Genomic DNA, 25,167 nt, shown 5'->3' with positions numbered 1-25,167 from the left:
AACTTGCTTATGTTTATTAAAGATGTTCATTTTAATCTGTGAATACTAACATAGCCTGTGCCATCGGACACTATTAGCCCCCTATAAAAAAGGAGAGCAAGATCATCAATTAGCAGCTAATTAACGCCAGTCATCCAAAGGAATAACCTGCGCACTGTGCTGAGAGTCTATCTCGCTCACATCACCATCAAGCACATCTTGAAATTTTACCATTTGGGAAACAAGCTCGCGCATGAGGAGCACATTGGCGTGATTGGGGTTTTTGCAGTTTCCTACAACACGATCGATATGACTTTGCTGCGCCCATAGTCTGTCTTGCATTTCCTCTGAAGCCGAAAGAATCATCTCTTTACACATATTCTGCTTTAGCTGAGTAAAGCCTTCTGGATTATCCTCTGCCAGTGCCATTAACTCATCGAAAGAAGGTAAGGTTTGATTGATTAAAGGTGAACTCATACTGCCTCCCGTAGTGATGACTAAATTATCAACACTGCAATGTAAGGATAGGCGATTCAGACAAAGTTGGGGAGCTTGAGAATCTTTTTCTTACATTTGAGACGCTTTAAAATGGCATACCTTTAATTTGATAGACACATCTTCTCTGCCCAGCAACGATATGCTCTGTACGTTCGACAGATAACCCGTCACCAAGCAGAGTCTGAAAGATACTTAGCTCTGAGCGACACAAACTCGGACAACGTGTCGCAGCCTTACAAATAGGACAGTGGTTTTCAATCAACAAGTAACCACAGTCTGTCTTTTCAAGCTCCGCCATGTAGCCTTCTTGTTGCCGCAATTCAACCAGCCTTTTCAGCTTAGAAAAGGAGTCGGCACAAAGGCTGAGCTCTTCTTGATAGTGAGCTAACGTTTTCGCTTCTCGCTCATCCGCCACTTTTTGCAAACCCTCTTGACCAAACAAGTTTTCGACCGCTTCTATGACTTGAATGGTCAACTCACTGTGACGATCAGCAAACTGAGCATGACCTTTCTTTGTCAGCGACCAATGCCGGGTAGGCCTACCCACTTTCACTTTTAGGTCTTCGAAGATGAGTAAATCGTCATTCTCAAGAGTTTGTAGGTGTTGACGCGCCCCCATGGTAGTCATATCGAGTGCGTCGGCAAGCTGCTTAGCGGTAACAGCCCCCTTTCTTTTTATGGTCTGTAATATTTTGTCGGCGCTTTTCATGCTTGCTCCCTCAATCACTGAAATATTATGGAGCATCAGCTTTATAAAGCAAACGCTTTACCGAGAAGGTTTGACGAACTTCATCGCTACAAGTTGCTTCTTCAGGCTATAACGTTCAAACAGCCCTTTTAGCGAGTTAGGTAATTGACTCGCATCAATCGTCTTGAAGTTATGTTGAGCATAAAATGTTTCTAGATGTGCGTAGGCAAAGCAGAAGTCATGCTCCGATAAAACATGCTGAGCACAGTGGCCCATTAACTGATGACCTAAGCCACTTCCCCTATGTTCTGGTAAAACTAGCATTCCGGTTAGCAAACGATACTGCTCAATATTTCTAAAACGGACCAGTGAGACGATTTGTTGATCAATGGTACCAACAATGGTCAGCTCATCCTTTTTCGCCTTGCCTGAAGGATAGTGAGCTTTGTACAACCGCGAGACAATGGGGAGTTTTATTGGGTCTAAGGTTTCAATCTGCATTGGGCTCATTATCACCAACTTCAATTTAGGGTAGAATGCAGGCAGTTTAGATTACTCGATAAATCCGATGCAAATATTAGCTAACGCAGATCTTAGTCGCTCTCACACCTTTTCTATCTCGCAAACCTGCTCTTATCTGGTTGAAGTTGCAACCGTTGAAGAAATCAAACATGTGTATCAAAAACAAGAGTGGTTGAGCCTTCCTAAACTGATTTTGGGAAAAGGCAGTAATGTATTGTTTACCCAACCCTACCAAGGCGTGGTGGTAGTCAATAAATTGCTCGGTAAGTCGGTCAGTGAAACCGACACGCATTGGCATCTGCATATCGCTGGCGGTGAAGATTGGCCAAGCTTGGTGAAATGGAGTGTTGAACAAGGTTACTTTGGATTAGAGAATCTCGCTCTGATCCCCGGCTGTGCGGGCAGCGCTCCGATTCAGAACATCGGCGCTTATGGTGTTGAGCTGAAAGACATCTGCGAATATGTCGACGTACTTTGTTTAGAAACCTTCAATACAAAACGATTGAGTACTGAAGAGTGTCAGTTTAGCTATCGAGATTCCATTTTTAAACATGAGCTGTTTGAGAAAGTCATGGTTACAGCGATCGGCTTGAAACTTCCAAAACAGTGGTCAGCAAATATCGAATATGGCCCGCTTCAATCTCTACAAAGCGAAACGCTCACCGCGCAGCAAGTGTTTGAGCGAGTTTGCCAAATTCGAATGGAAAAGCTGCCTGACCCTGCCAAGCTAGGCAATGCAGGGAGCTTCTTTAAGAACCCGGTTATCTCGAACCAGCAGTTCGAAAGTTTGAGTAAACAATTCCCCAATATTGCCGCCTACCCAACACAAGATGGCGTAAAAGTCGCCGCTGGCTGGCTAATAGATCAATGCCAATTGAAAGGGCATCAAATCGGTGGTGCTCAAGTCCACCCTAAACAGGCATTGGTGCTAGTTAATACAGACAATGCGACCGCAAACGATGTGATCAAATTAGCAGCAACAGTGCGCCAAACTGTATTGGAAAAATATCAGATAGCGTTAGAGCATGAAGTGAGATTTATCGGTTCTCATGCAGAAACGAATCTAGAAACAATATTAGAGAGCTAGCAATGAAAGAGCATTCCGTAAAACTTTCTATCTTGAAGGCTTTATCACAAGGGGGATTTCACTCCGGTGAAGAGCTAGGAGACAAGCTTGGCGTATCCAGAGCTGCGATCAGTAAGCATATTAAAGGCATCCAAGCTTGGGGGGTCGATGTGTTTCGCGTGCAGGGCAAGGGCTACCAACTCGCCAAGCCGATGCAATTGCTCGACAAAGAAATTCTTCAAACTAGTTTAGCTAATCGAGTAGAACTGATACCTATTATTGACTCAACCAACCAATATCTACTTGATCGAGTTGATAGCTTAGAATCTGGATCAGTGTGTCTTGCTGAGTATCAGGCTAAAGGCAGAGGTCGCCGCGGGCGCGAGTGGGTATCCCCTTTTGGCTCAAACCTATACCTCTCGATGTTTTGGCGTTTAGATGCAGGTATGGCAGCCGCAATGGGACTAAGTCTAGTAGTTGGCGTGGCAATCGTTGAGTCCCTCGAAGAAATGGGACTGACAGGGGTAAAACTAAAGTGGCCGAATGACCTCTATTATCAAGACAAGAAGCTCGCAGGCATTCTGGTCGAAATGTCAGGCCAAGCTGGTGCAGCGGCCAACCTTGTCATTGGTATGGGCCTCAACTTGATGATGTCAGAGGCAACAGAAGGCATTACCCAGCCTTGGGCCAGCCTAGATGAAGTTGCCGATAATCAACAGATTGATAGAAACCAACTTGCGATTAGCATGATAACCACCCTCCACAAGGCTTTAGATGACTATGAGCTGTATGGGATGGCAGGCTTTGTCGAGAGATGGAATCGCTTGGATAACTTTATCAACCGACCTGTAAAATTGCTTATGGGGCCGAGGGAGATTAGCGGAATCGCCAGAGGCATCAACGAACAAGGCGCGGTTCTATTAGAAACCGAAAATGGCTTGGAAACCTACATCGGTGGTGAGATCAGCCTTCGTCCTAATCAATAAATCACAGGTTTTACAACTCGCATTGTCGAACTAGGATCTGGTAACTAGGAACTGCTAGCACATTTTGCTAATATCCTTGTCCACTTTAAGTAAAGGTAACCCATCCAACATGATGACTAATAGGAACTTATTCGAACAACTTCCTACTTTGGCGCAAGACCCAGCTCAGTTTGAGACACTTTATGCCGCTAAAGATTTTCGAACTCGCTTAATAGAAGCGATTCGTCAGGCAAGTAAACGAATCTACCTGGTTGCTCTTTATTTGGAGGATGATGAAGCAGGAAGAGAGATCTTAACTGAGCTCTATGAAGCCAAACAGCGCAACCCTGGTCTAGAGATCAATGTATGCGTTGATTGGCATCGCGCTCAGCGCGGCTTAATCGGTGCGGAACCGGGCGAAACCAACGCCTCTATGTATAAAAGCTTCGCGGACAATTACGAGCACAGAATTCCAATCTATGGAGTCCCGGTTCGTGGACGTGAAGTATTCGGCGTTTTGCACTTAAAAGGCTTCATTATTGATGACCAAGTTATCTACAGTGGCGCAAGTATTAACAACATCTATCTCAACTACAAAGAACGTTATCGTTTCGACCGCTATCATGTGCTAAACAACAAAGCACTAGCTGATAGTATGGTCAACTTCGTTCAGAAAGAGATGATCGACCACCCTGCAGTGAACAATCTAGCCTGTTCAAATAAGCCGGAGACCAAAGAGATAAAAGCTCAGATTCGCCAATTAAGAGCTTCTCTTGCTAAGTCCTCTTATCAATTTGACGCACAAACGGTCTCTCAAGAACAGGTTGCTGTAACACCTATCGTGGGCGTGGGTAAAAAGCGTAATAAACTAAATCAAGGCATCAACCAGTTACTTGCTCAGGCCAAAGATGAGATTTTCATCTGTACACCTTATTTTAACTTCCCGCGCAGCGTGGCAAAGGAAGTTAAAAAAGCACTAAAGCGTGGTGTGAGAGTGACTATCGTCGTTGGTGATAAAACGGCGAATGACTTTTATATCTCCCCAGAGCAAGAGTTTAAAACCATCGGTGGCTTGCCTTACCTTTATGAGCGAAATTTGCGTCAGTTTGCTAAGTCGAATGAGGCCAATATCGCCAGTCGCAAGCTTTCAATCCACTTATGGAAGCATGAAGAAAACAGCTTCCACCTAAAAGGAGTCTGGGTAGACAAGCGTTACATGCTAATTACGGGTAATAACCTCAACCCAAGAGCTTGGAGCTTAGACCTGGAGAACGCTCTCTTTATCCAAGACAACTTCCACCATCTAACACCTCAGTTTGAGAAAGAGGTGGAGAATATTCTTAAGCATACTCAGCTCATTTGTACTTACAGACAATTGGAGAAAGCGGAAGACTATCCCGATGCAGTGCAGAAGCTCATGCGGAAGATTACTAGGGTTAGTGCAGATCGAGTGTTAAAGCAGATTTTGTAAATTTCTGGACAAAAGAAGAATGTAAGAAGAGCTCCATATTTGGAGCTCTTTCTTTATCTAATGGATTGTATCGACTTTCTCTTCTTTGCCGTCATGAAGCTTTTGCCAAACTAAATCACCAATGCCATCAGTTGGATTAAAGTCCGTAGGTGCTTCTAGTAATAGCTCTCTAATTTTATCATGCTCAAAGTTATGGCAAGCCTTATCTAGATTGTCAATAACCTTAATATATTCATCCAAAGGAAGAAAACGTTCATTAGCTGTCATAATTCTTGGGTGAGCCGTTTCACCAACATTGTCACCAATCAACAATTCTTCAAATAGCTTTTCGCCTGGGCGTAGTCCAGAGAACTCTATGGCTATGTCACCGTATGGATTATTGTCATCTTTCAATTCTAATCCTGACAACTGAATTAAATTAACTGCGAGATCAGTGATTTTCACGGGTTCACCCATATCCAGGACAAACACATCACCACCTTTACCCATAGCTCCAGCCTGGATCACAAGTTGTGCTGCTTCAGGGATTGTCATGAAGTAGCGAATGATCTCTGGGTGGGTGACAGTAATTGGACCACCGCTTGCGATCTGCTTTTTAAACAGAGGGATAACAGAACCAGAAGAACCTAAGACATTGCCGAATCGAACCATACAAAAACGGGTCCCACTCTCATTAGCATTTTCCTGTTCGGCTAATGCCTGAAGACCTAGCTCAGCCATGCGTTTAGTGGTCCCCATCACATTGGTAGGCCTTACAGCTTTATCTGTAGAAATCAGAACAAACGATTCAACTTGAGCTTCAATTGCCGCTTTCGCAGTATAATAAGTTCCGAAGACATTATTGCGAACGCCTTCAACCACATTGTATTCAACTAAAGGTACGTGCTTATAAGCAGCAGCATGATAAACCGTGTGAACACCAAAGCTTTTCATGGTGGTGGCTAGTCGATTTATACGTTGTACAGAACCAAGTAGTGGAACAATTTCTACATTCAAACTCTCAGCTTCGACTAAGTTCGATAATTCTCGATCAATTTGATACAGTCCAAACTCTGAAAGCTCAAACAGGACTAAAGCCTTCGGCTTCTGTCTGATAATTTGACGGCAGAGCTCGGATCCGATAGACCCGCCTGCCCCAGTGACCATAACCACCTTGTCTTTGATATTTGCTTCCATTAAAGCTTGCTGAGGTGCTACAGAATCACGTCCAAGCAAGTCTTCAATTGCGACGTCCTTTAACTCATCGATTTGAGCTTTTCCATCGACAATATCTTTCATGTCAGGAACAGTAAGAACTTCTGCTGATAGGTGAACTAAAGAGTCTAAAATTTCTTTACGACGAGCCCTTGATGCACTAGGAACCGCAAGTAAGATTTGGCAGACGGAGTGCTTTTCTATAAGCTTTTCCGCACGACCAATACCCTTAACTTTAAGACCCATTATAATTGTGTTGTACAGGGTTTTGTCTTCATCAATAAAGCCCACAACTTTGTGAGTCTCAGAAGAACGAAGGGCTAAGGCAAGTTGTCGACCAGCAGCACCAGCACCATATATTAATACTCGTTTACTGCCTTTGTCATTTGCTTGGGCGACCAATACTCGAACAATTAAGCGAGATCCACCACATAACAAGCAAAGAAACGCACCATAAATAATAGGCACAGACCGCGGAACGGGGGCATCAAAATAAAATGCCAACACCGATATTGAAGCTGCTGAAATGATAGTACCTATACTAACAACAGCTAGAGCGTGAAATGTAAGATACCTTAGGACAGCGCGATACAGCCCCAACTTGGTAAATGTAACAACCGTTACCAATAACGTCCCACCAACCACATACCATGTCAGATGACTATCAAGAGGTTTAAGATGTCCGATGCGACTCCAATACGCTGCATAAAATGAAGCTATAATAAACAGTGCATCTATAGCCACACTGATAAGCCGTTTGTGGGTTCTTGGCAATTCCCAAATGTAGTTCAATCTAGCCATACCAATCTCTGATAAAAACAGGCGCCAGTAGCACTCTGGCACCGCATAAATTTATACTTAGTTTTAGGCCTGTGCTTCTAACAGTACATTTCTAACCACTTGACTCATAAGCTTGATTTCTGATTCAGCCAAGGTTGGGTGAACAAGAAGCATAATGCTAGTTTCGCCTAAGGTTACTGCATTCTTCAATGGCTTTTGAGGTCGAAACTCTGTTTCATCAAAGGCCTTTTCATTATATACCTCGGAACAACTGCCTTGATATGCTGGGACGCCTTGCTCTACTATCGTTTCTATAATTCTATCTCGAGTCCAATCAGGTTTAAGGTGCTCTGGTCGAACAAATATATAGTGTTTGTACTCAGCATGCTCAATGTAGCTTGGTATTTCTACCCTACGCACAATTGGGAGTTCAGCTATTGCCATCTCGATAGCTAAAGCATTTGCCTGACGTTTTTCTGTCCACTCTGCCATTCTCCGAATTTGGATACGCCCGATAGCCGCCTGCATTTCCGTCATGCGCCAGTTGGTACCAAAACTCTCATGAAGCCAACGGAAACCTGGTGGGTGCTCGCGGTTGTAAATAGCATCAAAACTCTTACCATGATCTTTGTATGACCACATAAAAGACCAGAGATTTTTGTCATTCGTCGTTACCATCCCTCCTTCACCGCCGGTCGTCATAATCTTATCTTGACAGAAAGACCAAGCCCCAATATGACCAATAGTACCTACACTACGGCCCTTGTATTTTGCACCATGAGCTTGAGCGCAATCTTCTATTACTTTGAAACCATGTTTATCAGATAGATCCATAATTGCATCCATCTCAGCGGGCATTCCAGCGAGGTGTACAACAATGACAGCTTTAGTTTTCTCGGTTAACACTGCTTTGATTGTTTCAGCAGTTATATTTTGGCTATTAAGGTCAACGTCTGCAAAAATTGGTTTAGCTCCAGCAGTGACTATAGAAGATGCTGACGCTAAAAAAGTCCTTGAGGTAGTAATTACTTCATCGTCTTGCCCAACACCTAGAGCCTTTAAAGCAACGTCCAATGCTAGGGTTCCATTCCCCAAAGCTACTGCATAATCGCAACCAACCCAAGCCGCAAACTCTTTTTCAAATTCTCGTCCCTCTTGTCCTGTCCAATAGTTGACTTTATTTGAAAGTAATACCTGGCTAACTGCATCTGCTTCTTCTTGAGTAAAAGAAGGCCACGGTGAAAAGGGAGTATTTAACACTTTTTTAATCCTTATTATTAAGCTGCTGAGCAGGAACTCCAGCTACAACTTGCTCATCGAGAACATCTTGTACTACAACGGCACCTGCAGCAATAACTGTATAATTACCAATTTTTATTAATTGCTTTACGCTCGCACCGATGCCAACCCAGCTCCCTACGCCTACATGAACTCCTCCGGCCATATTAGCTCCAGGGCTAATATGAACTCCCTCATCCAATACGCAATCATGATCAATTGTGGCTGACGTATTGATTATACAGCTAGGTCCAATAGTAGAAAATGGATTAATAACAGCCCCCGCCATGACAACGGTTCCCTCGCCTATTTGAGAGTACTGGCTTACAGTCGCGGTTGGGTGAGTAAATGTAGGAAAGTGAGCACCTTTTTGAGAAAGGAGGGACTGCTTTTCAATTCGGGTCTGATTATGGCCAATGGCGACAATAACAGCATCGAAACACGAACAATTTTCCAGCAATTGCTTTGTCGTTCCAATAACTTGCCAATGAGCAACCTGAGAGACCTCAGGCCAACGATCATCAAAGAAACAAATACTGTTATAGCCATTGAGCTCTGCAATCTCAGCAACAACTTTGCCATGACCGCTAGCACCTAATATTGCACACCTACTCATTCTGGTTTCCTTTAAATGGCTCGGCAGTCACATTACCTTGAGATGAGATGTTCTCTTTAGCCAATACTTTTCGCACTGTTTGTAGCAAAATTTTAATATCTAGCCATAAATTCCTATTATCTACATACCATACGTCTAAAGTGAATTTTTCTTCCCAACTAATCGCGTTTCTTCCGTTAATTTGAGCCCAGCCAGTAAGTCCTGGGCGCACTTCATGACGCCTACCTTGTTCTTCATTATAGAGAGGTAAATAATCCTCTAGTAGTGGGCGTGGCCCCACCAAACTCATATCGCCTTTCAACACATTCCAGAGCTCGGGTAACTCATCTAAACTTGAACTTCGAAGTTTGTTACCAAATGAACACATTCGCTGATCATCGGGCAAAGGTAAACCTTGAAGATCAAAAGTATTCCTCATCGTTCTGAACTTTATCATTTGAAAAGTTCTACCATTGAGTCCGGGACGACTTTGACGGAAGAATATCGGGCTGCCCAAATGCTTCCTGATTTTCAATGAAATAAGCACAAAACAAGGTGAAAGTATAACTAAAGCCAGTAACGATAGAACTATGTCAAAAAGTCTCTTTACCACAAATTACCCCAATATATCAACGCTGAGTAGCTTCCAGAAACTCTCGAGAAAGTTTTTTATAGCTACGATTTTCCAAAAGCCATTCTCTACCTAAATTACCAATTTCAGCTAACTCTTGTTCAGTCATACTCGAATACCGAACAAGCTCGTTCTTCAATGCTTCGGAGTTTTCAGCCTCAACAAATGTTCCACACCCAGACTCATTTATCATCGACGGAAATCCGGAAAATGATGCAACAACTGGCTTCCCAGATAACATATAATCAATTAATTTATTTAGAGATTGCCCATAATCCCAAATTTCTGATTTGTACACAGAGAAATAAACCAACTGGCATTTTTGAAGTACAGCTTGTACTTGAAGTCTATTGACTTTTGGGGCAAAAACTATATTCGGTAAAGAGCCATATCGGTTCTTGTAGTGATCTTTTAAAGCACCATCACCTACGATTATAAACTCGATACGAGTGTTACTGCGAAGTTTATATGCTGTATCAAATAAAGTATCAAGAGCATTCGTGATACCTATGGTCCCAGCGTGTATAACTTTAAACTTATCACTAGACAGGTATTGCACTACATAACTTTGAGGAAGTTCTTGGAGTCCATATAAATGCTCTTCAGAGTACCCCATAGGAACGCAAGTAACCTTTTTCCCATGTACGCCAACTCTCTCAATATGTTTGTTTAACGCTGGCATAGTACCAATTATCGAATCAGATTTTCGATAACCAAGCTTTTCAATTACGCCAAGGAACTTCACTAGTGGATTATTAGGGCTAAATCCTCCTTCAGCGACTAATGTAAGTGGCCATATATCCCGAACCTCAAAACTCAATGGGCAATTAAACTTCTTCTTTAATATTATACCATTCAGTATGGTTAGTAAGGATAAGCTCGAAATTACGATAACATCTGGTTTAGGTAATGTGTCCTTGTTAAGTCTAAGTAAGTTCAACTCAAAGTGAAACCAACTAATAACTCTATGAAAAGATTTCGCTGTTTTGTACTTTAATGTTTTGAGCCATACTAATGTGACGCCGTCTTTATATTGCATTTCAACAGCATTGTTGAGTGTAGGGACATCCACCAGGTTATTTGAGTCCGACGTGATTACAATGGGCTGATGTCCCATGAGTGCAAGTTCTCTCATTAAAAACCAACCTCGCCCACCAGGCGAGGTTGTAGTTTTGGGAGAAAAATACTTGGTAACATACCAGATACATTTACTCACTTAATCAATTCTCTCTTAGACTTTGTATAGTTTAGGGATATTGTTCACAACACGTATAACTTCTTTAAAATCCAAACCCAGCGTATCAAGATACCAGCGAATATTTGGATATCGTGGTTTATTTTCCTCTTTCACTAGCGCTAAAGCTTCATCTCTAGTCAAGTCTCCTTCGCGAATTTGGTTGCTTCTAAAGGTGTCATGCTCTGTAAAACCAGCTACTGTATAGTATACATAATTATAAAAGGCAGCAGTGCCATCACCAATTCGCCACGTAGTATCAGTGTCTATTGCCTTTTCCCAGTCATATTGATTTAGCAGAGTGTCATCAATAATATTTTCATCCCATCTCCAATAATCAAAGATGTGATAGTAGTCTTTTTTCTCAGTAAAACTGCGATAATATTCACCGGACAAAGTGTCCCACAGAGAACTGTTGAAATAGCCTGGGCTTTTCATCATGGCGCCAAAACGTTTCTTTTGATAACGTAACTGTTTAAGTGCACCGTGAGAATATACTCTCTTTTCTTCAAAATCAGGAGCAATACCCAAAAAACCAGTCTTAAAGTGGGTAACTTCGAGTGGATTTACACCCCACAAGTTTAAATTAATCCCGGTTTGTTGTTTGACACTTTCAACATATCTAAAGAAATGCTTATCACCTGCCGTTAAAATGCTCATCATTCCTAAATGAGGTGATTTTGTCCATGCCGTCAAGTTCTTGGCAATATTCTTACGCTTTTGAGTAATGTCTGCAGCGACAATGATGTTTTCTACACCTAGCTGAGCACACATTCGGCTGATATTTCGACGACCGAGATCAGTCACCATTCCCCAATCATAAGTGTAAGTGACAGGCTTCATCTTAAGCTCGTTAACAATGAGATGAAGACCATAGCAACTATCTCTACCGCCAGAGAAAGGAACAATACAGTCAAGTTCAGCCCCTTTTCTTCGGTAGGGCTTCACTAACTCAAATAGCTCTTCTTTAGGTTTAGGTATATTACGTGGTTTATAAGTATTACAATAATTGCAAACACCTTGTTGATCAAAATGGATAAATGGCATTGTTTCAGGCAGAATACATTTCGTACAACGTTTTAGGTCATGATCGTGATACTCTAAGTGAACTTCTTCTGGGCGAAACTTTAGTTCTGGTACTAAGTTTATTTTACGACCCTCAAAGTCTTCTATAGTCACATCTATGCTACTAGTAGGGATATCCAATATAACAAAGTCTTCACCGATAATTTGATGAATATTCTTACATTCGATTTGTTTTAGCGCATATGATTCTGATGCAAATATCTTACTACCATTTTTTTCACCGAGATATAAACTACCGTTATTCGAGAATAGAACCATCTTGCCAAGAGTTGGCAAGAATAATGCACAAGCAATTACACCTTTACAAATACTAAGAACCTTCGGAGGTAGTTCTTCTATTTGAGCGCCTTTACCCAATGCATCAATAACAATACCAAGAATAACTTCAGAATCGATTTTTTGGGTTCGTGGAACATCTACCTGGTTCCAAACTTCATCGTCATTTACAATAATTCCATTATGGATAGCTAGGATATTATTTCTAACAACGGGTTGGTTGTCTGAAAGACCATTTGTAATCAGTCTACTATGCCCAAATACGACAGAAGACTGTTTTAGAGACACCTGATCTTTTAGCTTTTCGACACTATAATCTGCGCGATATGCTTCATAATGATCATTGTTATAGATGATAAGACCACTCGAATCTCTACCCCTTTGCTGGGAGTGTTTCGCCAGAACATTTAGATCTGCTCGCTCGACTCCCTTATCTGAAACTATACCAAATATACCACACATACATTTACCTTAACTTATTTTTTAAACACGCTACAAATTTACTGATTTCCAAGCGTTTTATACATATCCAATAGTTTTATTTCTTGGCTTTCCCAACTGAGGTCCTCTAGTTCTATACACTTAACTTTGTAGTCATAAACATCTTGGGAAAGTTTAACCACTCCATCTCTAATACTTTCTTCTGTTAAGTCACAACAAATCCCCAAATTATACTTGCTGACGCAGTTGCGTATATCGGGAAAATCTGAGGCCAAGACTGGAAGTCCCGCTAGAGAATACTCAAACAGCTTATTCGGCAAACAAAAGTAATCGCTAAGTGATACATTTTGAATCAAGCAAAGCCCCGCATCTGCTGATTCGATAATTGATGTTACTTTTTCATGCTCGACAGGTTTATGTACGTATACATTCTTATAGTTTGCAGAAACTTCTTCAATTTCTTTCTTTAGCCCACCATATCCCAAAAACACGACGCAAGCATTGATTGAGTCGCCTTTGAATATCGATAAAATCTGCTCTATACCACGACCTTCAGCTAAGATGCCAACATATACAAATATTTTTTTATGGTCAGGAATCGAGAAAACTTCTCTTAAATAGTTTCTGCTTAGTTTTTTTTCCGTGGTACTAGAGTTCATCGATGGCGCGTTCAGTATAATAGTTACGGGCTTATGACCAACATTCTTTAGATACCACTGAGCAATCGAAGGACTAACAACAATCAGCCTATCTATGTACTTCCATAGAGATTTTTCGAAAAACAGCGTTAGCCGACCTTGGGTTTTGGATAGTCCGTTCCTATCGGACTCGAGTTCATGCGCATCGTAAATTAGCTTCGAGCGTGTAAAAAATTTCGCAACAACCCCTAAAGGAAGTACTATTGTGTCGTGACAATGGATGACTTCAGGTTTGGCTTTAATTACCCCAAAGAGCATTTTCAAAGTAATCTCAACAACTGACAGTGAATGCATGACTGTTTTAGGTAGCCACTTAAAGTTTCGACTATGAACACGTATTGATTCCACAGTCACGTTTTCATCCAAAAGAGAAGACTCTTCAGTTCCCTCATTCATGATCACGCCCACGCCATTTACATGATAACCACCTTTAGCTAAGGCATTAATTTCTTTCAATATTCTACCATCACTATTGATGTCTGTATGAGAAAGATGAACAATTTTTTTCATAAAAGACTAAACCAAAACCTAAGTTTTTTTTATATTACTTTTCGTACCCGCTATTAAAAAAAGCACGTAGTAAATTAGGATACAACAAATAGTCGGTAGTATACCCCAGATTAAGTTAACAATCATTGTAGAATCAACTTTGGGGTACAAAAAGACGAAACAAACTAGAAAGCTAGCATAGACAAAAAGTACAATAGCACTGGAGCTTTTTAAGCTAATGAAATGGATATATGAAAAAACGTAACCCACTAAAAACATAAACAGAGGAGCTCCTAAGTTAAAGTTAGCAAAAGCCTCCCCTATCGCACCAGGCGTTGGAGCCCCAGATGTTGAAGGGATGTATTTCTCATGAATTAGCAACCCAATGGAAGACGGCTCCATTCCCAAATAGACACCAACAAAGTTCCTAAACCAATCTATGTATGAGCTTCCAACTAGAGCGTTATTTAGATCGAAACTATAAAAAACAATTGCAATTTGCTGAAGATCACTGACATTCCCTCCACCAATAATTGTTCGTAGAACATTCAAATTAAATCCTTCAACACTCCCATGGAGAAAATAGTGGTTGCTAACTTCTCTTAATAAATGTAAAACAAAAGCACTTGATAATAAAGCAACCGCAACTAATGAGATTTTTTTGCGCGAGCTAGGCCTAATCAGATAGACAAAAACTAACTGAACTAATATATAGGTTACTGACATTGATATTCTGGCGGTAGATATACAAATTACAAATCCGATTAGAGAAAATAACACAAACCTCTTACTGAATTTATCGTTTGTCACGCTAATACCTATTAACCAAATATAAATACCCGAATAATAGAGCAAATAAGGAGCAATGGATATATTATGTTGTTTTGCTAGATGAGGGAAAACTTGAAATAGTATAAGTGAGTCTACTACCCCTCCTGCAATAGTATTAGAAACCCATATCCAATAGACAAGCCCAATAAATATAAATGAGTAAGAAATATACTTATAGTACCTACCTAGAAATGTATCAAAAGTAGAAACATTAAGTTGGAAATCAGCCTTATTATGCAGCCCATTTATATAATATCCCAATGATAGAAAAAAAAAGCAAATTATTGAATATATCAACGATAAAACAAGATACCATTCAGCTTGTTCCTTTCCAATATCTAAAAAGTATAGAAACTTCCCAAAATACCCCTCACTTTGTGAATAATAGTACCCACCGACTATATAACCCGAATACATTACAGAGAAGAACAATAGTGGGTTAACCAAGTTTCTTATTGAGATAAGGTTAAACCCTACCATAAAAAATAATAATACAAAACTAAGAGAAGCCAAATACGGTGACGTCGAATTCAATTCAATAACAATAGTATAAGAAAAAGTGAATAATAGCAGGGAGATAATCAAAGCTTTATGTATATCATTTAGTCGCATAATGTAGCCCACTCCTTACTAAATATTTAATATCTTGGTGATAACAGAATAAGGTAACAACAAATAAAACCAAGTTTAGAGTTACAACAAGGCTTGAGTAGGGAGTAATTGGCAATATGTTTACAATAGAAAAAATCGTCACCAAAAACCAACCTTTAGCATACTGAAAACTAATGTATATTTTGAATGATATATAAGTTTTTAGTGCAAAGTAAATATAAAAAGAAATAGCTGTACTAGTAGCTGCACCCAATGCTCCATATGACGGTATCAACACGTAATTTAGCACAATATTAGTAATCAAAGAAATAAATGTTACTATTAATATATAACCAGTTTTCCTTTGAATATTTATACCAATTGATGTAGCCTCAGAAATTGTATACAGTATTGGATAGGCCATTACCGAAATAAATATCAACTCTACATTACTATACTCGTTTGGTAAAAAATATGGTATCACCCAAGATAATGCTCCCGATATCGACCAAACACATAGCATTATACATGTTATAGTATTAATAGATTTTTCGATTTTAACGGGCCCATCATTGTGAGAAGACCACTTATAAACTACTGGAGCCCATATCGTTGAAAAAATAGACTGAAATATTACAGCTGCTCCAGCAAAGCTTATAGATACAGAGAACAACGCTAATTCATCGTAAGTAGACATAGATCTAATAAAAAACCTATCCACACTAATTAGTGCAGAAAAAGCCGTAGCGCTAAATAATAATGGCAGCGAATATCGAAACATTTCTTTCAGGCTATTACAATGACGCTTAGACTGAGTATCGTCTTTTTTTTCTTCAGATTTAAAAGTCATAGAAATCATAAAAATCATAACCAGTAGAAATGAGATTACGTTAGCAACCAATAACGTTTCAAAATCAAGATCCACATCCGTTATCCAGTAAATCAGAATAACTAGCAATAGGAAGATTTTGGGGAAAATTAAACTTAGTGAATACTCCACCCCCCGCTCTTCCATTCTAAACTTCAAGGATATATATCTGATAAAAAAGTTAATAATGACCGTAATCATCACTAATACTGATACCTCAAGTGAGGTCAGATCAAAAAACACCTCTGATATAGACCAAGGTAATAATAGTACAACAAGTGAAGTGACCAGAGAAAATATAACTCCAGGAACCAAACAAAGTCTAAAAAGATACTTTCTATTCGAAGAACCGAAATACTCTCTTACATATGCTTGATCTAATCCTAGCGTTAAGAAAAGCACTGCAAAATTTATAACAGCTTGGAGCATAGCGTATCTCCCTACATCAATAGGGTTATATAGCCAGGCTATAATGGGCACTGATACAAGGCCAATGATCGCACTGCCTATGGGACCTAACGAAAACCCTATGATCGTTTTAAACTTCATACTATTCTCTTATAGCGTTTTTGTATGTTAGGACAATTAGCTTTGTCACCTCATCAGCAGAATAACAATCTAAGTTATCAAACTCACTTTTATCGATGGTCTTGGGATATGTAGATAGAAACTGGGTCAGCTTTTCAATTTGTGAACTTTGCATATTCTCTAAAATATATCCTCCATGTTTTCCTACATAACTTACATATGGTTTAATACTGCTAAGTATTGGAAAACTGCCTAATAAAGCGGGTTCAATGACACCTCCACCTAATGCATCTGAAGTTGGTATCGAGAAATGATATCTACTTATTTTATATAAATAATAAAGTTCGCAATCGTTAAGTAACCTATCAATAAATACTATTTTATGGTTATACACCATGCTAGCAAATCTAGAAACATCCTCTTCGCTAGAAAAACCTTTGAGCACGATTATTTTATTTTCTTCAACCCCAGACTTAACCAAAGCATGTATTATTTTCGCAACGCCTTCAGGGTTATAAACATAGCCTAGCCCTCTGGGAAATATATAATATCCTCTTCCAAAAAGATTAAACTCTGAGTCAAGATTCTTCTTAGTAATATCCAGTAGATCGGAACTCGGTATTTCTAACGGAAAACCCCAATAGTACGTGTCAATTTTTCTCAATACTCCCTGAGCCTGATGACCTGCTTCTACTTTTATATGTTCACTTGAAGTATGGCATCGAGTTGATCTTTTTAACACAAACCAGTTCAGGTATCTGTAAAACAATCTCTTTAGAATATTGCCTTCATATGGAGCAAGCATAACATCCGAACCCCATAACCCCACGACTAAAGGTTTTGAATTAAATGAACACATTACTCCGTAATGATTTAGCACATGGGCGTGAATAATATCAGGTTGGATAAGGTCAATGATTTTATTTATTTTCCAAAACTTGAAATAGTCAAGAATAGACCTGATCTCTCCCAAGTCAAGTACACCATCAACACCTGACGCATTGTGCGATGCCAAATATACATCGACACCGCTAAGTTTTAAATTACTCACCATTCGTTTAATAATCGGAGATTTAAATGGACCTACTACCAAAACCTTCAATTAAGATATCCTTTAAAATCATCTGGTCGTTGCCCTTGAGCTAATTAGTTTTCCTAAATCTCAGATTGAAAACCAAGCTCAAAGGCAAGATAACTAAATCTATTTTACTGTCAAATAGGGGTGCATAGGCAAACTATATACGCTTCTAGATAACTTCTCAGCGGTAGGAAAATCACCTTCTTTATAGCCAAGGTGTGCAAAAGCAGTTTGCTCGTGCATACAAGTCGCATAGTAAATCATTGTAGGGATGCCTTGTTCTTTATATGCAGCCATTTCTTTTTCTCGCTCATCAGAAACAACTGTATATTGCGCCCACGAGCTCAAATACCCCTCTGGTACGTGAGGGGTTTTCACTTTATTTTCAAGCTCTTCACTATACTTTTCAGCAGCCTGATTTCTAGCAATTAACTCTGTTGGAAAAGCAGCAAGTTTTTCGATTAAGATCGCTGCTTGAAGAGTATCAAGCCGACTATTCATACCAATTCTAACATTGTCGTACTTATGGTCTCCTTTACCGTGTACTCTCAATGAGCGAATCAGTTCAGCGTAACCATCATCATCGGTAAAAATAGCACCACCATCACCATAACAGCCTAGCGGTTTCGCTGGAAAGAAGCTTGTAGTTGCTATATCGCCAAAGCTACCAGCTCTTTTACCGTTAATTTCACCACCAAAGCCTTGGGCTGCATCTTCAATCAACTTGAGCCCATACTTTTTAGCGATTCTCTGCAAAGCGGGGTAATCAGCTGGCAATCCAAATAGATCTACAGCGACAATAGCTTTTGGAGTTAGCTCACCTTCCATTATAGTTTGTTTAATTTTTGCCTCTAAATCGACAGGGCAGATATTGAAAGTGTCCTCGTCCGAATCTACAAAAATAGGTGTGGCGTTTTCAAAAGCAATAGTTTCAGCTGAAGCAAAGAATGTGAAGGTAGGACAAAAAACTGCATCCCCTTCCCCGACACCCAAAGCCATAAAGGCCAGCGTCAATGCGTCTGTACCATTGGCACATGTTATCGCATGCTTAACACCTACATAATCAGCCAACTGCTTTTCTAGCTCGTAAACCTCAGGCCCCATAATATAGTTACCGTGTTCCAGTACATTCTGGATACGAGCATCAATTTTGTCTTTCAGATGCTGATACTGAGCAGCTAGATCAATAAATTGCACAAAAAACTCCACTAAGATTCAATTATTTGGATTACGTTGTTAATCAGTACGTATTTATCACCAGTGTGCGGACATGTCGCCTCGCCATCACCGGTAAGAGGCAGCTCTAATTGCTCACCATACTTACTAATCCAACCTATTTGTTTAGCAGGGACACCAACCATTAGCGCAAAAGGAAGTACATCCTTATTGATCACAGCTCCAGCCCCAACAAGTGCGTATTCACCTACAGTCACACCGCAAACGATAGTGCAATTTGCGCCTAGCGTTGCACCACGCTTAACAACAGTATTACGGTATTCTGTCTTTCTCTCAATAAACGAGCGGGGGTTATAAACATTTGTGAAAACCATACTCGGACCACAGAAAACATCGTCTTCAAGAATCACATTATCGTATACAGAGACATTGTTTTGAACTTTTACATTATCTCCAATGATCACCTTATTCCCGACAAAAACATTCTGCCCCAATGAAACTTTTGCCCCAATTTGGGCACCGCTGCAAACGTGAGCCCAATGCCAAACTCTGCTATCCGCCCCTATATGGGCACCATTATCGATGATTGCAGTTTCGTGTTTGAAATAGTTCATCCTAACTCCAAGCCTAAACAAGGAGGGTTACCCCTCCCAATTTCACTTTATAAACGAATATCTGCTTCACCGACACTCAAGACATGCTTAACATCGTATAGCACATGCTCTGACTTACCTAAACGTCGAAGTGCATCTACCCCCATTTCCTTGGTTTCACTATGATCAACCGCGAGCACTATCGCATCATAGGTGTTTTCTTTTAGCTCTGGAATTAGCTCAAGCCCGTACTCATGTTTAACTTCAGCATGAGACGCCCAACTATCAAAAACATCTACCGACATGTTAAAGTCTGCTAGTTCACGAACAATATCGATAATTTTGGTATTTCGCACATCAGGACAGTCACCTTTAAAAGTAAACCCTAATATAAGTACTTTAGCCTCATCGATGTGTATTTTCTTGCTCGCGAGCTTTTTAACTAATTGAGTAGCAACATACTCACCCATACCATCATTTATTCGACGCCCTGCTAGTATAACTTCTGGGCGATACCCTACTTCTTGCGCTTTATGGGTCAAATAGTATGGATCTACACTGATACAATGCCCACCAACCAGCCCAGGCTTAAATGGTAGAAAGTTCCATTTAGTACCTGCCGCTTTTAAAACCTCTTCGGTATCGATGTCTAGCTTATTAAAAATCTTGGCAAACTCATTAATAATTGCAATATTTAAGTCACGCTGAGTATTTTCAATAACCTTCGCCGCCTCAGCAACTTTAATAGACGATGCTTTATGTGTGCCTGCTTCTACTATAGATGCATAAACTGAGTCAACAAAATCAGCAATCTCTTCAGTTGAACCAGAGGTGATTTTCATAATCGTTGTTAACCGATTCTCTTTATCTCCTGGATTAATCCTTTCTGGACTATAGCCGGCGAAGAAATCCTTATTAAAAACAAGGCCAGATAACTTTTCTATTATTGGTATACATACTTCTTCAGTAGCGCCAGGGTATACTGTCGATTCAAAGACAACAACATCTCCTTTACGAATTACTTGAGCTAGAGCTTCTGATGCCTTCCTGAGAGGCGTTAAATCAGGTGTATTGTCTTCTGTTATTGGCGTAGGTACCGTCACCACATAAAAATTGCAGCTAGCAATACTTTCTAGCTCAGAAGAATAAGTTAGTAATGGAGCGCTAGCTAATTCTTCAGAAGTACACTCTAACGTAGAATCTATTCCTGTTTTAAGCTCTTCAACTCTAGGCTCATTAATATCAAAGCCAGTTGTCTGGTATTTTTTCCCAAACTCTACAGCTAAAGGCAGACCAACATATCCTAAACCGATAATGCCAATATTTAGGTTTTCCAATTTCATGTTTTTTTCCAAGCTATTATAAATAAAGTGGCAAGCCAATTTCTTCATTGTCTCGTGCTGAGCGATAAGTACTAATTAAAAGCTCTAGCGATTTTAAACCTTCTCTTCCATCTGTCTCTGGGTCAGCTTTACCTCTTAGGACATCTGCTACATTTTGGAAATATGGAGGGTGACCAAAACCGTAAACTGATGTTGTTTGATAGTTTGCATTTTCTATCTCAGCGTCATAGTCACGAACATCTTCAAATTTCCACTCTTGGATTTCGTTGACTGCGACACCACCTACACGTACTGTTCCTTTTTCGCCAAGAATTGTTATCGAGCCCTCAAGGTTGTTAGGGTAAGTGCACATAGTCACAGCCATTGAACCTAAAGCACCATTTCGCCATTTAATGTTCACTACCCCAGTGTCTTCTACCTCAATATCTCTATTTGTAGAAGTCATCGCATGAACTTTTTCTACAGGGCCGATTAGCCAATGAAGTAGATCAACATAGTGAGTGGCCTGGTTCATGAAAGCTCCACCATCCATATGCCAAGTTCCTGACCACTTAGCGCGATCATAATATTCTTGAGGACGAGTCCAAAAAACATTGAGGTGTACCATATGAATTTTTCCAAAGCGCTTCTCTTCAACAACACGTTTTAGAAGCTGCAATGTTGAATTGCGTCTATTCTGTTTTACTACAAATAAATGAACACCTGCCTCTTCACAAGCATTCACCATTGCTAGACCATCTTCCCATTTAGTCGCCATTGGTTTTTCAGTAACAACGTTAACCTTACACTTAGCTGCCTTGATGGTTTGAGCCGCGTGCAACCCACTTGGTGTACACAGTGTAACTAAGTCTAAACTCTCCTTCTCCAATAGCTCGTCAATGGACAAGTAGCCAGGCACATTATACTTATTCATATGTTCTTCAAGCACTGAAGGCTGGTTGTCACATACAGCTACTAGTTCGAACTCAGTGTCAAGTTGCTCAATTGAACCAAAATGGTTTTTCGAAATACGCCCACAACCAACGACAGCGATCCGGATTCTTTTATTTTTTTCCATAGCAGTAAAAAGCCTTATCAATTTGTCTTGCATAGAAGTTGAGAGTGCTGCATAACCCTATAGAAGCAGAAAGATCGCTCTTGTCCATAGATGTCGAGCTAGAGTCAATAGGATATGCTTAGCTTAAAGTCAGCTTACTATGAAGAACACGTAGTTATAAAATTAATACGAAGTGCCAAGGATGATACAAGAACGAATAGAAATAATCGACTCTCTACGTTAAAGGGAGTATGACCTTGATCATCATTTCTGATTTTGAGGAACAAAACGTTACCCTATGTACTAGAACTATAACATGAGTAACATAGCTGCCAGTTCACATGTTGTGTGATATAATGATTTAAGTTTTTATTTATTAAAGGTTTAACTATGATCATTGTAACTGGCGGTGCAGGCATGATTGGCAGCAACATCGTTAAAGCACTTAATGACAAAGGCATCAACGACATCCTCGTAGTTGATAACCTAAAAAATGGTAGAAAGTTTCAAAACTTAGTTGACCTAGATATCGCTGACTACATGGATCGTGATGACTTCCTTACGCAAATTATGGCTGGCGACGACTTCGGACCGATCGAAGCAATTTTCCATGAAGGTGCCTGCTCAGCAACCACCGAGTGGGATGGAAAGTACGTGATGCTCAATAACTATGAGTATTCTAAAGAGTTACTTCACTACTGCCTAGAACGTGAGATTCCTTTCCTTTACGCATCTTCTGCAGCTACTTATGGTGAAACGGATACCTTTATCGAAGAAAAAGAGTACGAAGGTGCATTGAATGTATACGGTTACTCAAAACAGCAGTTTGATAACTATGTTCGTCGAATTTGGCAAGATGCTGAAGAGCATGGTGAACAACTTTCTCAAATCACAGGCTTCCGTTACTTCAATGTTTACGGTCCTCGTGAGCAACATAAAGGTTCTATGGCTTCCGTGGCTTTCCACCTCAACAACCAGATGAACGCAGGCGAGAATCCAAAATTATTTGAAGGAAGTGAAACTTTCCAGCGTGACTTCGTCTATGTAGGTGACGTAGCGGCTGTTAACTTGTGGTTTATGGAAAGTGGTGCTTCAGGTATATTTAACCTAGGTACTGGTAATGCAGAGTCATTCGAAGAAGTGGCCAAAGCGGTCATTAAGTTTCATGGCACAGGTGAAATTGTAACTATACCATTCCCTGAGCACTTAAAAGGTGCTTACCAAGAATTTACGCAAGCAGATCTAACCAAACTGCGCGCAGCAGGTTGTGAGCATGATTTTAAATCAGTGGCGGAAGGCGTTGCTGAATATATGCAAACCATCAACTCTTAGATCACTTAGGGGTGACATGGGCTTCAATAAAACGCTATGCTCACCCGCTCATCTATAATCTGCTTAGCGTTTTTCAAATTATTAGAGTTAAATAATGAATATCTTAATGGCACTCTCGCAGTTAGAGGTAACGGGTGCAGAAGTTTATGCCACTACGGTTGGCAACGAACTCACTGCCAGAGGGCACAACGTTCATTATGTGTCTGACACGTTAACAAAACCTTTCAAAGGCGAATATTTCAAACTACGTTTTAACAAGCGCAGTATCCCTCGCCGTTTTTGGCATGTCGCCTATCTAGTCTATTTGATTAAAAAGCATAAGATTCAGCTTGTCCATGCTCACTCGCGCGCTTCCAGTTGGAGTTGCCATGTAGCATGTAAGATCACTAGGACGCCGATGGTTACTACAGTTCATGGTAGGCAACCTGTTCATGCATCACGAAAAAAATTCCATGCAATGGGAGACAAAGCCCTTCCCGTATGTGAGGCCATTAAAGAGCAGCTAGTGCGTGAATTAGGTGTGGCAGAAACACAACTAGAAGTAAGCAGAAACGGTATAGAGACAGACAAGTTCACCTGGCTAAAAGCGCCGGAGAATGACAAGCCGATTGTGACAATTATTGGTCGCTTAACAGGCCCTAAAGGTGACCTTTGTTATCGACTGCTCGATGAATGTCTAGATATCGAATCTTACAATGTAAAAGTAGTTTCGGGCTCGTTAGTTGAATCTCGGTTTGATAAATTTAGGCAGCGAGTAGATTTTTGTGGCTACTCCGATGATGTCGCCTCGGTTTTGGCCACGTCCGATCTTGTGATCGGTGCAGGTCGCGTAGCAATGGAGTCTTTGCTGTGTGGAAGGCCCACTCTAGCGATAGGTGAAGCAAAAGCGATTGGTTTAGTTGACGAAAGTAATATCAAGGAAGCAATGGCGAGCAACTTTGGCGATATTGGCCCGAAAGATCTCGAAATAGACTTTTCATCAATTGAGCAGCAAGTGAATCTAGGTTTACAAAGCAAACATTGTTACAAAGAAATTGTTGAAGCGATTAGAGAAAACTATAGCTTAACGAAAATCGTCGACCAAGTAGAAGACATCTACCAAACGGTTTACGTTGACAAAATGCGTAAAGAGATGCCAATCATTATGTACCACCGTTTTATCAAAGATGATAGTGAAAAAGGCGTACATGGCACATATTTGCATATTGATATGCTAGAAAAACATTTCAAGCTAATCAAAAAGATGGGATTTGAAACTATCACCTTTGAGGATTTAGCCGAAAAGGGCTTAATCAGTCGGCTAGAATATGGCAAACGCTATATTGTCATTACTGTTGATGATGGTTATAGAGATAACTATGAATTGCTTCTTCCTCTCCTTCAAAAGTACAACTTCAAAGCTGTTGTGTATGCGGTAACAGGTGAAACTTTTAACCGCTGGGATGTTGAAGTTAAAGATAATCCAGAGAAGCCCGTTTCGTTAATGAATGCAAACGAACTTAGAGCCTTATCAGTATCGGAGCTCGTCGAAATTGGGGGTCATACGGTTAGCCATCCACATTTAAATACTTTACCTCCAGAAAAACAAGAAGCTGAGATCAAGAAGAACAAGCAAGAGTTAGAAGACCTGTTAGGTAAGCCTCTAACTTCTTTTGCATACCCTTACGGCTCATTAGATGCTGATTCTAAATCCATCGTCGAAAGACTTGGCTATCAGTTTGCAGTGGCGACTAATAGTGGTCCTCTATCTGCCCATCAAGATCCATTTCAAATTCGTAGAATTGCAATTTTTCCGCGCACATCTGTTTTTGGCTTATACCGAAAAGTCCGTGGTAATTACGTTTTTAATAAATTCAAAAACTATAACTCTATAGGCTAAATATGCTGTCTCACAAGTCCT

22 protein-coding genes are annotated in these 25,167 nt (G+C 40.3%); 5 read left to right on the top strand and 17 right to left on the bottom strand.

Translation table 11 applies throughout. The annotated features are described in order from the left end of the window. Positions 1-120: 120 nt before the first annotated feature. The 3 genes from AC5O63_RS16555 to AC5O63_RS16545 form a co-directional block, all read right to left on the bottom strand. Positions 121-456: a DUF3135 domain-containing protein gene (locus AC5O63_RS16555; protein ID WP_494505661.1), complete on the bottom strand. Its 336-nt coding sequence runs from the start codon at positions 454-456 to the stop codon at positions 121-123. Positions 457-562: 106 nt separating this feature from the next. Then, the gene (locus tag AC5O63_RS16550) at positions 563-1,186 is read right to left on the bottom strand and encodes a helix-turn-helix transcriptional regulator (RefSeq protein WP_494505660.1); all 624 of its coding nucleotides are present in this window, start codon (positions 1,184-1,186) and stop codon (positions 563-565) included. Between the two features lie 57 nt (positions 1,187-1,243). Next, on the bottom strand, positions 1,244-1,666 hold the full coding sequence (locus AC5O63_RS16545; RefSeq protein ID WP_494505659.1) for a GNAT family N-acetyltransferase: 423 nt from the start codon (positions 1,664-1,666) through the stop codon (positions 1,244-1,246). A gap of 67 nt (positions 1,667-1,733) precedes the next feature. On the opposite strand from AC5O63_RS16545, the gene murB reads away from it, so the two are divergent. From murB to pssA, 3 genes are all read left to right on the top strand, one after another. Then, positions 1,734-2,774: a UDP-N-acetylmuramate dehydrogenase gene (murB, locus tag AC5O63_RS16540; RefSeq protein ID WP_494505658.1), complete on the top strand. Its 1,041-nt coding sequence runs from the start codon at positions 1,734-1,736 to the stop codon at positions 2,772-2,774. A 2-nt stretch (positions 2,775-2,776) separates the two neighbouring features. Next, positions 2,777-3,739 carry a bifunctional biotin--[acetyl-CoA-carboxylase] ligase/biotin operon repressor BirA gene (gene birA, locus AC5O63_RS16535; RefSeq protein WP_494505657.1) on the top strand — a complete coding sequence of 321 codons (963 nt, stop codon included), beginning with the start codon at positions 2,777-2,779 and terminating at the stop codon, positions 3,737-3,739. Between the two features lie 109 nt (positions 3,740-3,848). Then, a complete protein-coding gene (gene pssA, locus AC5O63_RS16530; protein WP_494505656.1) occupies positions 3,849-5,189 on the top strand; it encodes a CDP-diacylglycerol--serine O-phosphatidyltransferase in 1,341 nt (446 codons plus the stop codon). Positions 5,190-5,246: 57 nt separating this feature from the next. On the opposite strand, the gene AC5O63_RS16525 is transcribed toward pssA, so the two are convergent. The 14 genes from AC5O63_RS16525 to AC5O63_RS16460 all read right to left on the bottom strand — a co-directional run bounded on the left by AC5O63_RS16525 (position 5,247) and on the right by AC5O63_RS16460 (position 21,956). Further along, positions 5,247-7,184, bottom strand: coding sequence for a polysaccharide biosynthesis protein (locus AC5O63_RS16525; RefSeq protein ID WP_494505655.1), 1,938 nt, complete (start codon positions 7,182-7,184; stop codon positions 5,247-5,249). Between the two features lie 63 nt (positions 7,185-7,247). Further along, on the bottom strand, positions 7,248-8,423 hold the full coding sequence (locus AC5O63_RS16520; RefSeq protein WP_494505654.1) for a DegT/DnrJ/EryC1/StrS family aminotransferase: 1,176 nt from the start codon (positions 8,421-8,423) through the stop codon (positions 7,248-7,250). A 4-nt stretch (positions 8,424-8,427) separates the two neighbouring features. Then, complete coding sequence (locus AC5O63_RS16515) at positions 8,428-9,057, bottom strand: acetyltransferase (RefSeq protein WP_494505653.1); 630 nt, start codon at positions 9,055-9,057, stop codon at positions 8,428-8,430. Then, on the bottom strand, positions 9,050-9,649 hold the full coding sequence (locus AC5O63_RS16510; protein WP_494505652.1) for a sugar transferase: 600 nt from the start codon (positions 9,647-9,649) through the stop codon (positions 9,050-9,052). The genes AC5O63_RS16515 and AC5O63_RS16510 overlap by 8 nt, the downstream gene beginning before the upstream one ends. A gap of 16 nt (positions 9,650-9,665) precedes the next feature. After that, the gene (locus AC5O63_RS16505; protein WP_494505651.1) at positions 9,666-10,802 is read right to left on the bottom strand and encodes a glycosyltransferase family 4 protein; all 1,137 of its coding nucleotides are present in this window, start codon (positions 10,800-10,802) and stop codon (positions 9,666-9,668) included. Positions 10,803-10,898: 96 nt separating this feature from the next. Next, positions 10,899-12,725 (bottom strand): glucosamine 6-phosphate synthetase, encoded by a 1,827-nt coding sequence (locus AC5O63_RS16500; RefSeq protein ID WP_494505650.1) that lies wholly within the window; start codon positions 12,723-12,725, stop codon positions 10,899-10,901. Between the two features lie 38 nt (positions 12,726-12,763). Continuing rightward, entirely contained in the window at positions 12,764-13,912 is a 1,149-nt protein-coding gene (locus AC5O63_RS16495; protein ID WP_494505649.1) for a glycosyltransferase, read from the bottom strand. A gap of 18 nt (positions 13,913-13,930) precedes the next feature. After that, positions 13,931-15,334: an O-antigen polymerase gene (locus AC5O63_RS16490; protein ID WP_494505648.1), complete on the bottom strand. Its 1,404-nt coding sequence runs from the start codon at positions 15,332-15,334 to the stop codon at positions 13,931-13,933. Continuing rightward, complete coding sequence (locus AC5O63_RS16485; protein WP_494505647.1) at positions 15,321-16,730, bottom strand: lipopolysaccharide biosynthesis protein; 1,410 nt, start codon at positions 16,728-16,730, stop codon at positions 15,321-15,323. Before AC5O63_RS16485 ends, AC5O63_RS16490 begins: the two co-directional genes overlap by 14 nt. Position 16,731: 1 nt before the next feature. Continuing rightward, a complete protein-coding gene (locus tag AC5O63_RS16480) occupies positions 16,732-17,811 on the bottom strand; it encodes a glycosyltransferase (RefSeq protein ID WP_494505646.1) in 1,080 nt (359 codons plus the stop codon). Positions 17,812-17,910: 99 nt separating this feature from the next. After that, positions 17,911-18,984 (bottom strand): DegT/DnrJ/EryC1/StrS family aminotransferase, encoded by a 1,074-nt coding sequence (locus tag AC5O63_RS16475; protein ID WP_494505645.1) that lies wholly within the window; start codon positions 18,982-18,984, stop codon positions 17,911-17,913. An 11-nt stretch (positions 18,985-18,995) separates the two neighbouring features. Continuing rightward, a complete protein-coding gene (locus AC5O63_RS16470) occupies positions 18,996-19,577 on the bottom strand; it encodes an acyltransferase (protein ID WP_494505644.1) in 582 nt (193 codons plus the stop codon). A 47-nt stretch (positions 19,578-19,624) separates the two neighbouring features. Continuing rightward, a complete protein-coding gene (gene tviB / locus AC5O63_RS16465) occupies positions 19,625-20,899 on the bottom strand; it encodes a Vi polysaccharide biosynthesis UDP-N-acetylglucosamine C-6 dehydrogenase TviB (protein WP_494505643.1) in 1,275 nt (424 codons plus the stop codon). Positions 20,900-20,915: 16 nt separating this feature from the next. Then, positions 20,916-21,956 (bottom strand): Gfo/Idh/MocA family protein, encoded by a 1,041-nt coding sequence (locus tag AC5O63_RS16460; RefSeq protein ID WP_494505642.1) that lies wholly within the window; start codon positions 21,954-21,956, stop codon positions 20,916-20,918. Between the two features lie 369 nt (positions 21,957-22,325). Here AC5O63_RS16460 and rfaD point away from each other — a divergent pair, with 369 nt between their 5' ends. Together rfaD and AC5O63_RS16450 are read left to right on the top strand one after the other, a co-directional pair. Next, positions 22,326-23,267, top strand: coding sequence for an ADP-glyceromanno-heptose 6-epimerase (rfaD, locus tag AC5O63_RS16455; protein ID WP_494505641.1), 942 nt, complete (start codon positions 22,326-22,328; stop codon positions 23,265-23,267). A 94-nt stretch (positions 23,268-23,361) separates the two neighbouring features. Further along, on the top strand, positions 23,362-25,146 hold the full coding sequence (locus AC5O63_RS16450) for a bifunctional glycosyltransferase family 4 protein/polysaccharide deacetylase (RefSeq protein ID WP_494505640.1): 1,785 nt from the start codon (positions 23,362-23,364) through the stop codon (positions 25,144-25,146). Positions 25,147-25,167 lie beyond the last annotated feature (21 nt).

The organism is Vibrio sp. SCP2 (genome assembly GCF_059295395.1).
This window is presented reverse-complemented; position numbering and strand designations above follow the sequence as displayed.

Bases quoted from the DNA above. Each gene is read 5' to 3' on its own strand.
- rfaD (WP_494505641.1), top strand. From the start codon at position 22,326: ATGATCATTGTAACTGGCGGTGCAGGCATGATTGGCAGCAACATCGTT.
- AC5O63_RS16545 (WP_494505659.1), bottom strand. From the start codon at position 1,666: ATGCAGATTGAAACCTTAGACCCAATAAAACTCCCCATTGTCTCGCGG.
- AC5O63_RS16555 (WP_494505661.1), bottom strand. From the start codon at position 456: ATGAGTTCACCTTTAATCAATCAAACCTTACCTTCTTTCGATGAGTTA.
- AC5O63_RS16500 (WP_494505650.1), bottom strand. From the start codon at position 12,725: ATGTGTGGTATATTTGGTATAGTTTCAGATAAGGGAGTCGAGCGAGCA.
- AC5O63_RS16490 (WP_494505648.1), bottom strand. From the start codon at position 15,334: ATGCGACTAAATGATATACATAAAGCTTTGATTATCTCCCTGCTATTA.
- AC5O63_RS16470 (WP_494505644.1), bottom strand. From the start codon at position 19,577: ATGAACTATTTCAAACACGAAACTGCAATCATCGATAATGGTGCCCAT.
- pssA (WP_494505656.1), top strand. From the start codon at position 3,849: ATGATGACTAATAGGAACTTATTCGAACAACTTCCTACTTTGGCGCAA.
- AC5O63_RS16505 (WP_494505651.1), bottom strand. From the start codon at position 10,802: ATGAGAGAACTTGCACTCATGGGACATCAGCCCATTGTAATCACGTCG.
- tviB (WP_494505643.1), bottom strand. From the start codon at position 20,899: ATGAAATTGGAAAACCTAAATATTGGCATTATCGGTTTAGGATATGTT.
- AC5O63_RS16460 (WP_494505642.1), bottom strand. From the start codon at position 21,956: ATGGAAAAAAATAAAAGAATCCGGATCGCTGTCGTTGGTTGTGGGCGT.
- AC5O63_RS16550 (WP_494505660.1), bottom strand. From the start codon at position 1,186: ATGAAAAGCGCCGACAAAATATTACAGACCATAAAAAGAAAGGGGGCT.
- AC5O63_RS16515 (WP_494505653.1), bottom strand. From the start codon at position 9,057: ATGAGTAGGTGTGCAATATTAGGTGCTAGCGGTCATGGCAAAGTTGTT.
- birA (WP_494505657.1), top strand. From the start codon at position 2,777: ATGAAAGAGCATTCCGTAAAACTTTCTATCTTGAAGGCTTTATCACAA.
- AC5O63_RS16495 (WP_494505649.1), bottom strand. From the start codon at position 13,912: ATGAAAAAAATTGTTCATCTTTCTCATACAGACATCAATAGTGATGGT.
- murB (WP_494505658.1), top strand. From the start codon at position 1,734: ATGCAAATATTAGCTAACGCAGATCTTAGTCGCTCTCACACCTTTTCT.
- AC5O63_RS16485 (WP_494505647.1), bottom strand. From the start codon at position 16,730: ATGAAGTTTAAAACGATCATAGGGTTTTCGTTAGGTCCCATAGGCAGT.
- AC5O63_RS16525 (WP_494505655.1), bottom strand. From the start codon at position 7,184: ATGGCTAGATTGAACTACATTTGGGAATTGCCAAGAACCCACAAACGG.
- AC5O63_RS16450 (WP_494505640.1), top strand. From the start codon at position 23,362: ATGAATATCTTAATGGCACTCTCGCAGTTAGAGGTAACGGGTGCAGAA.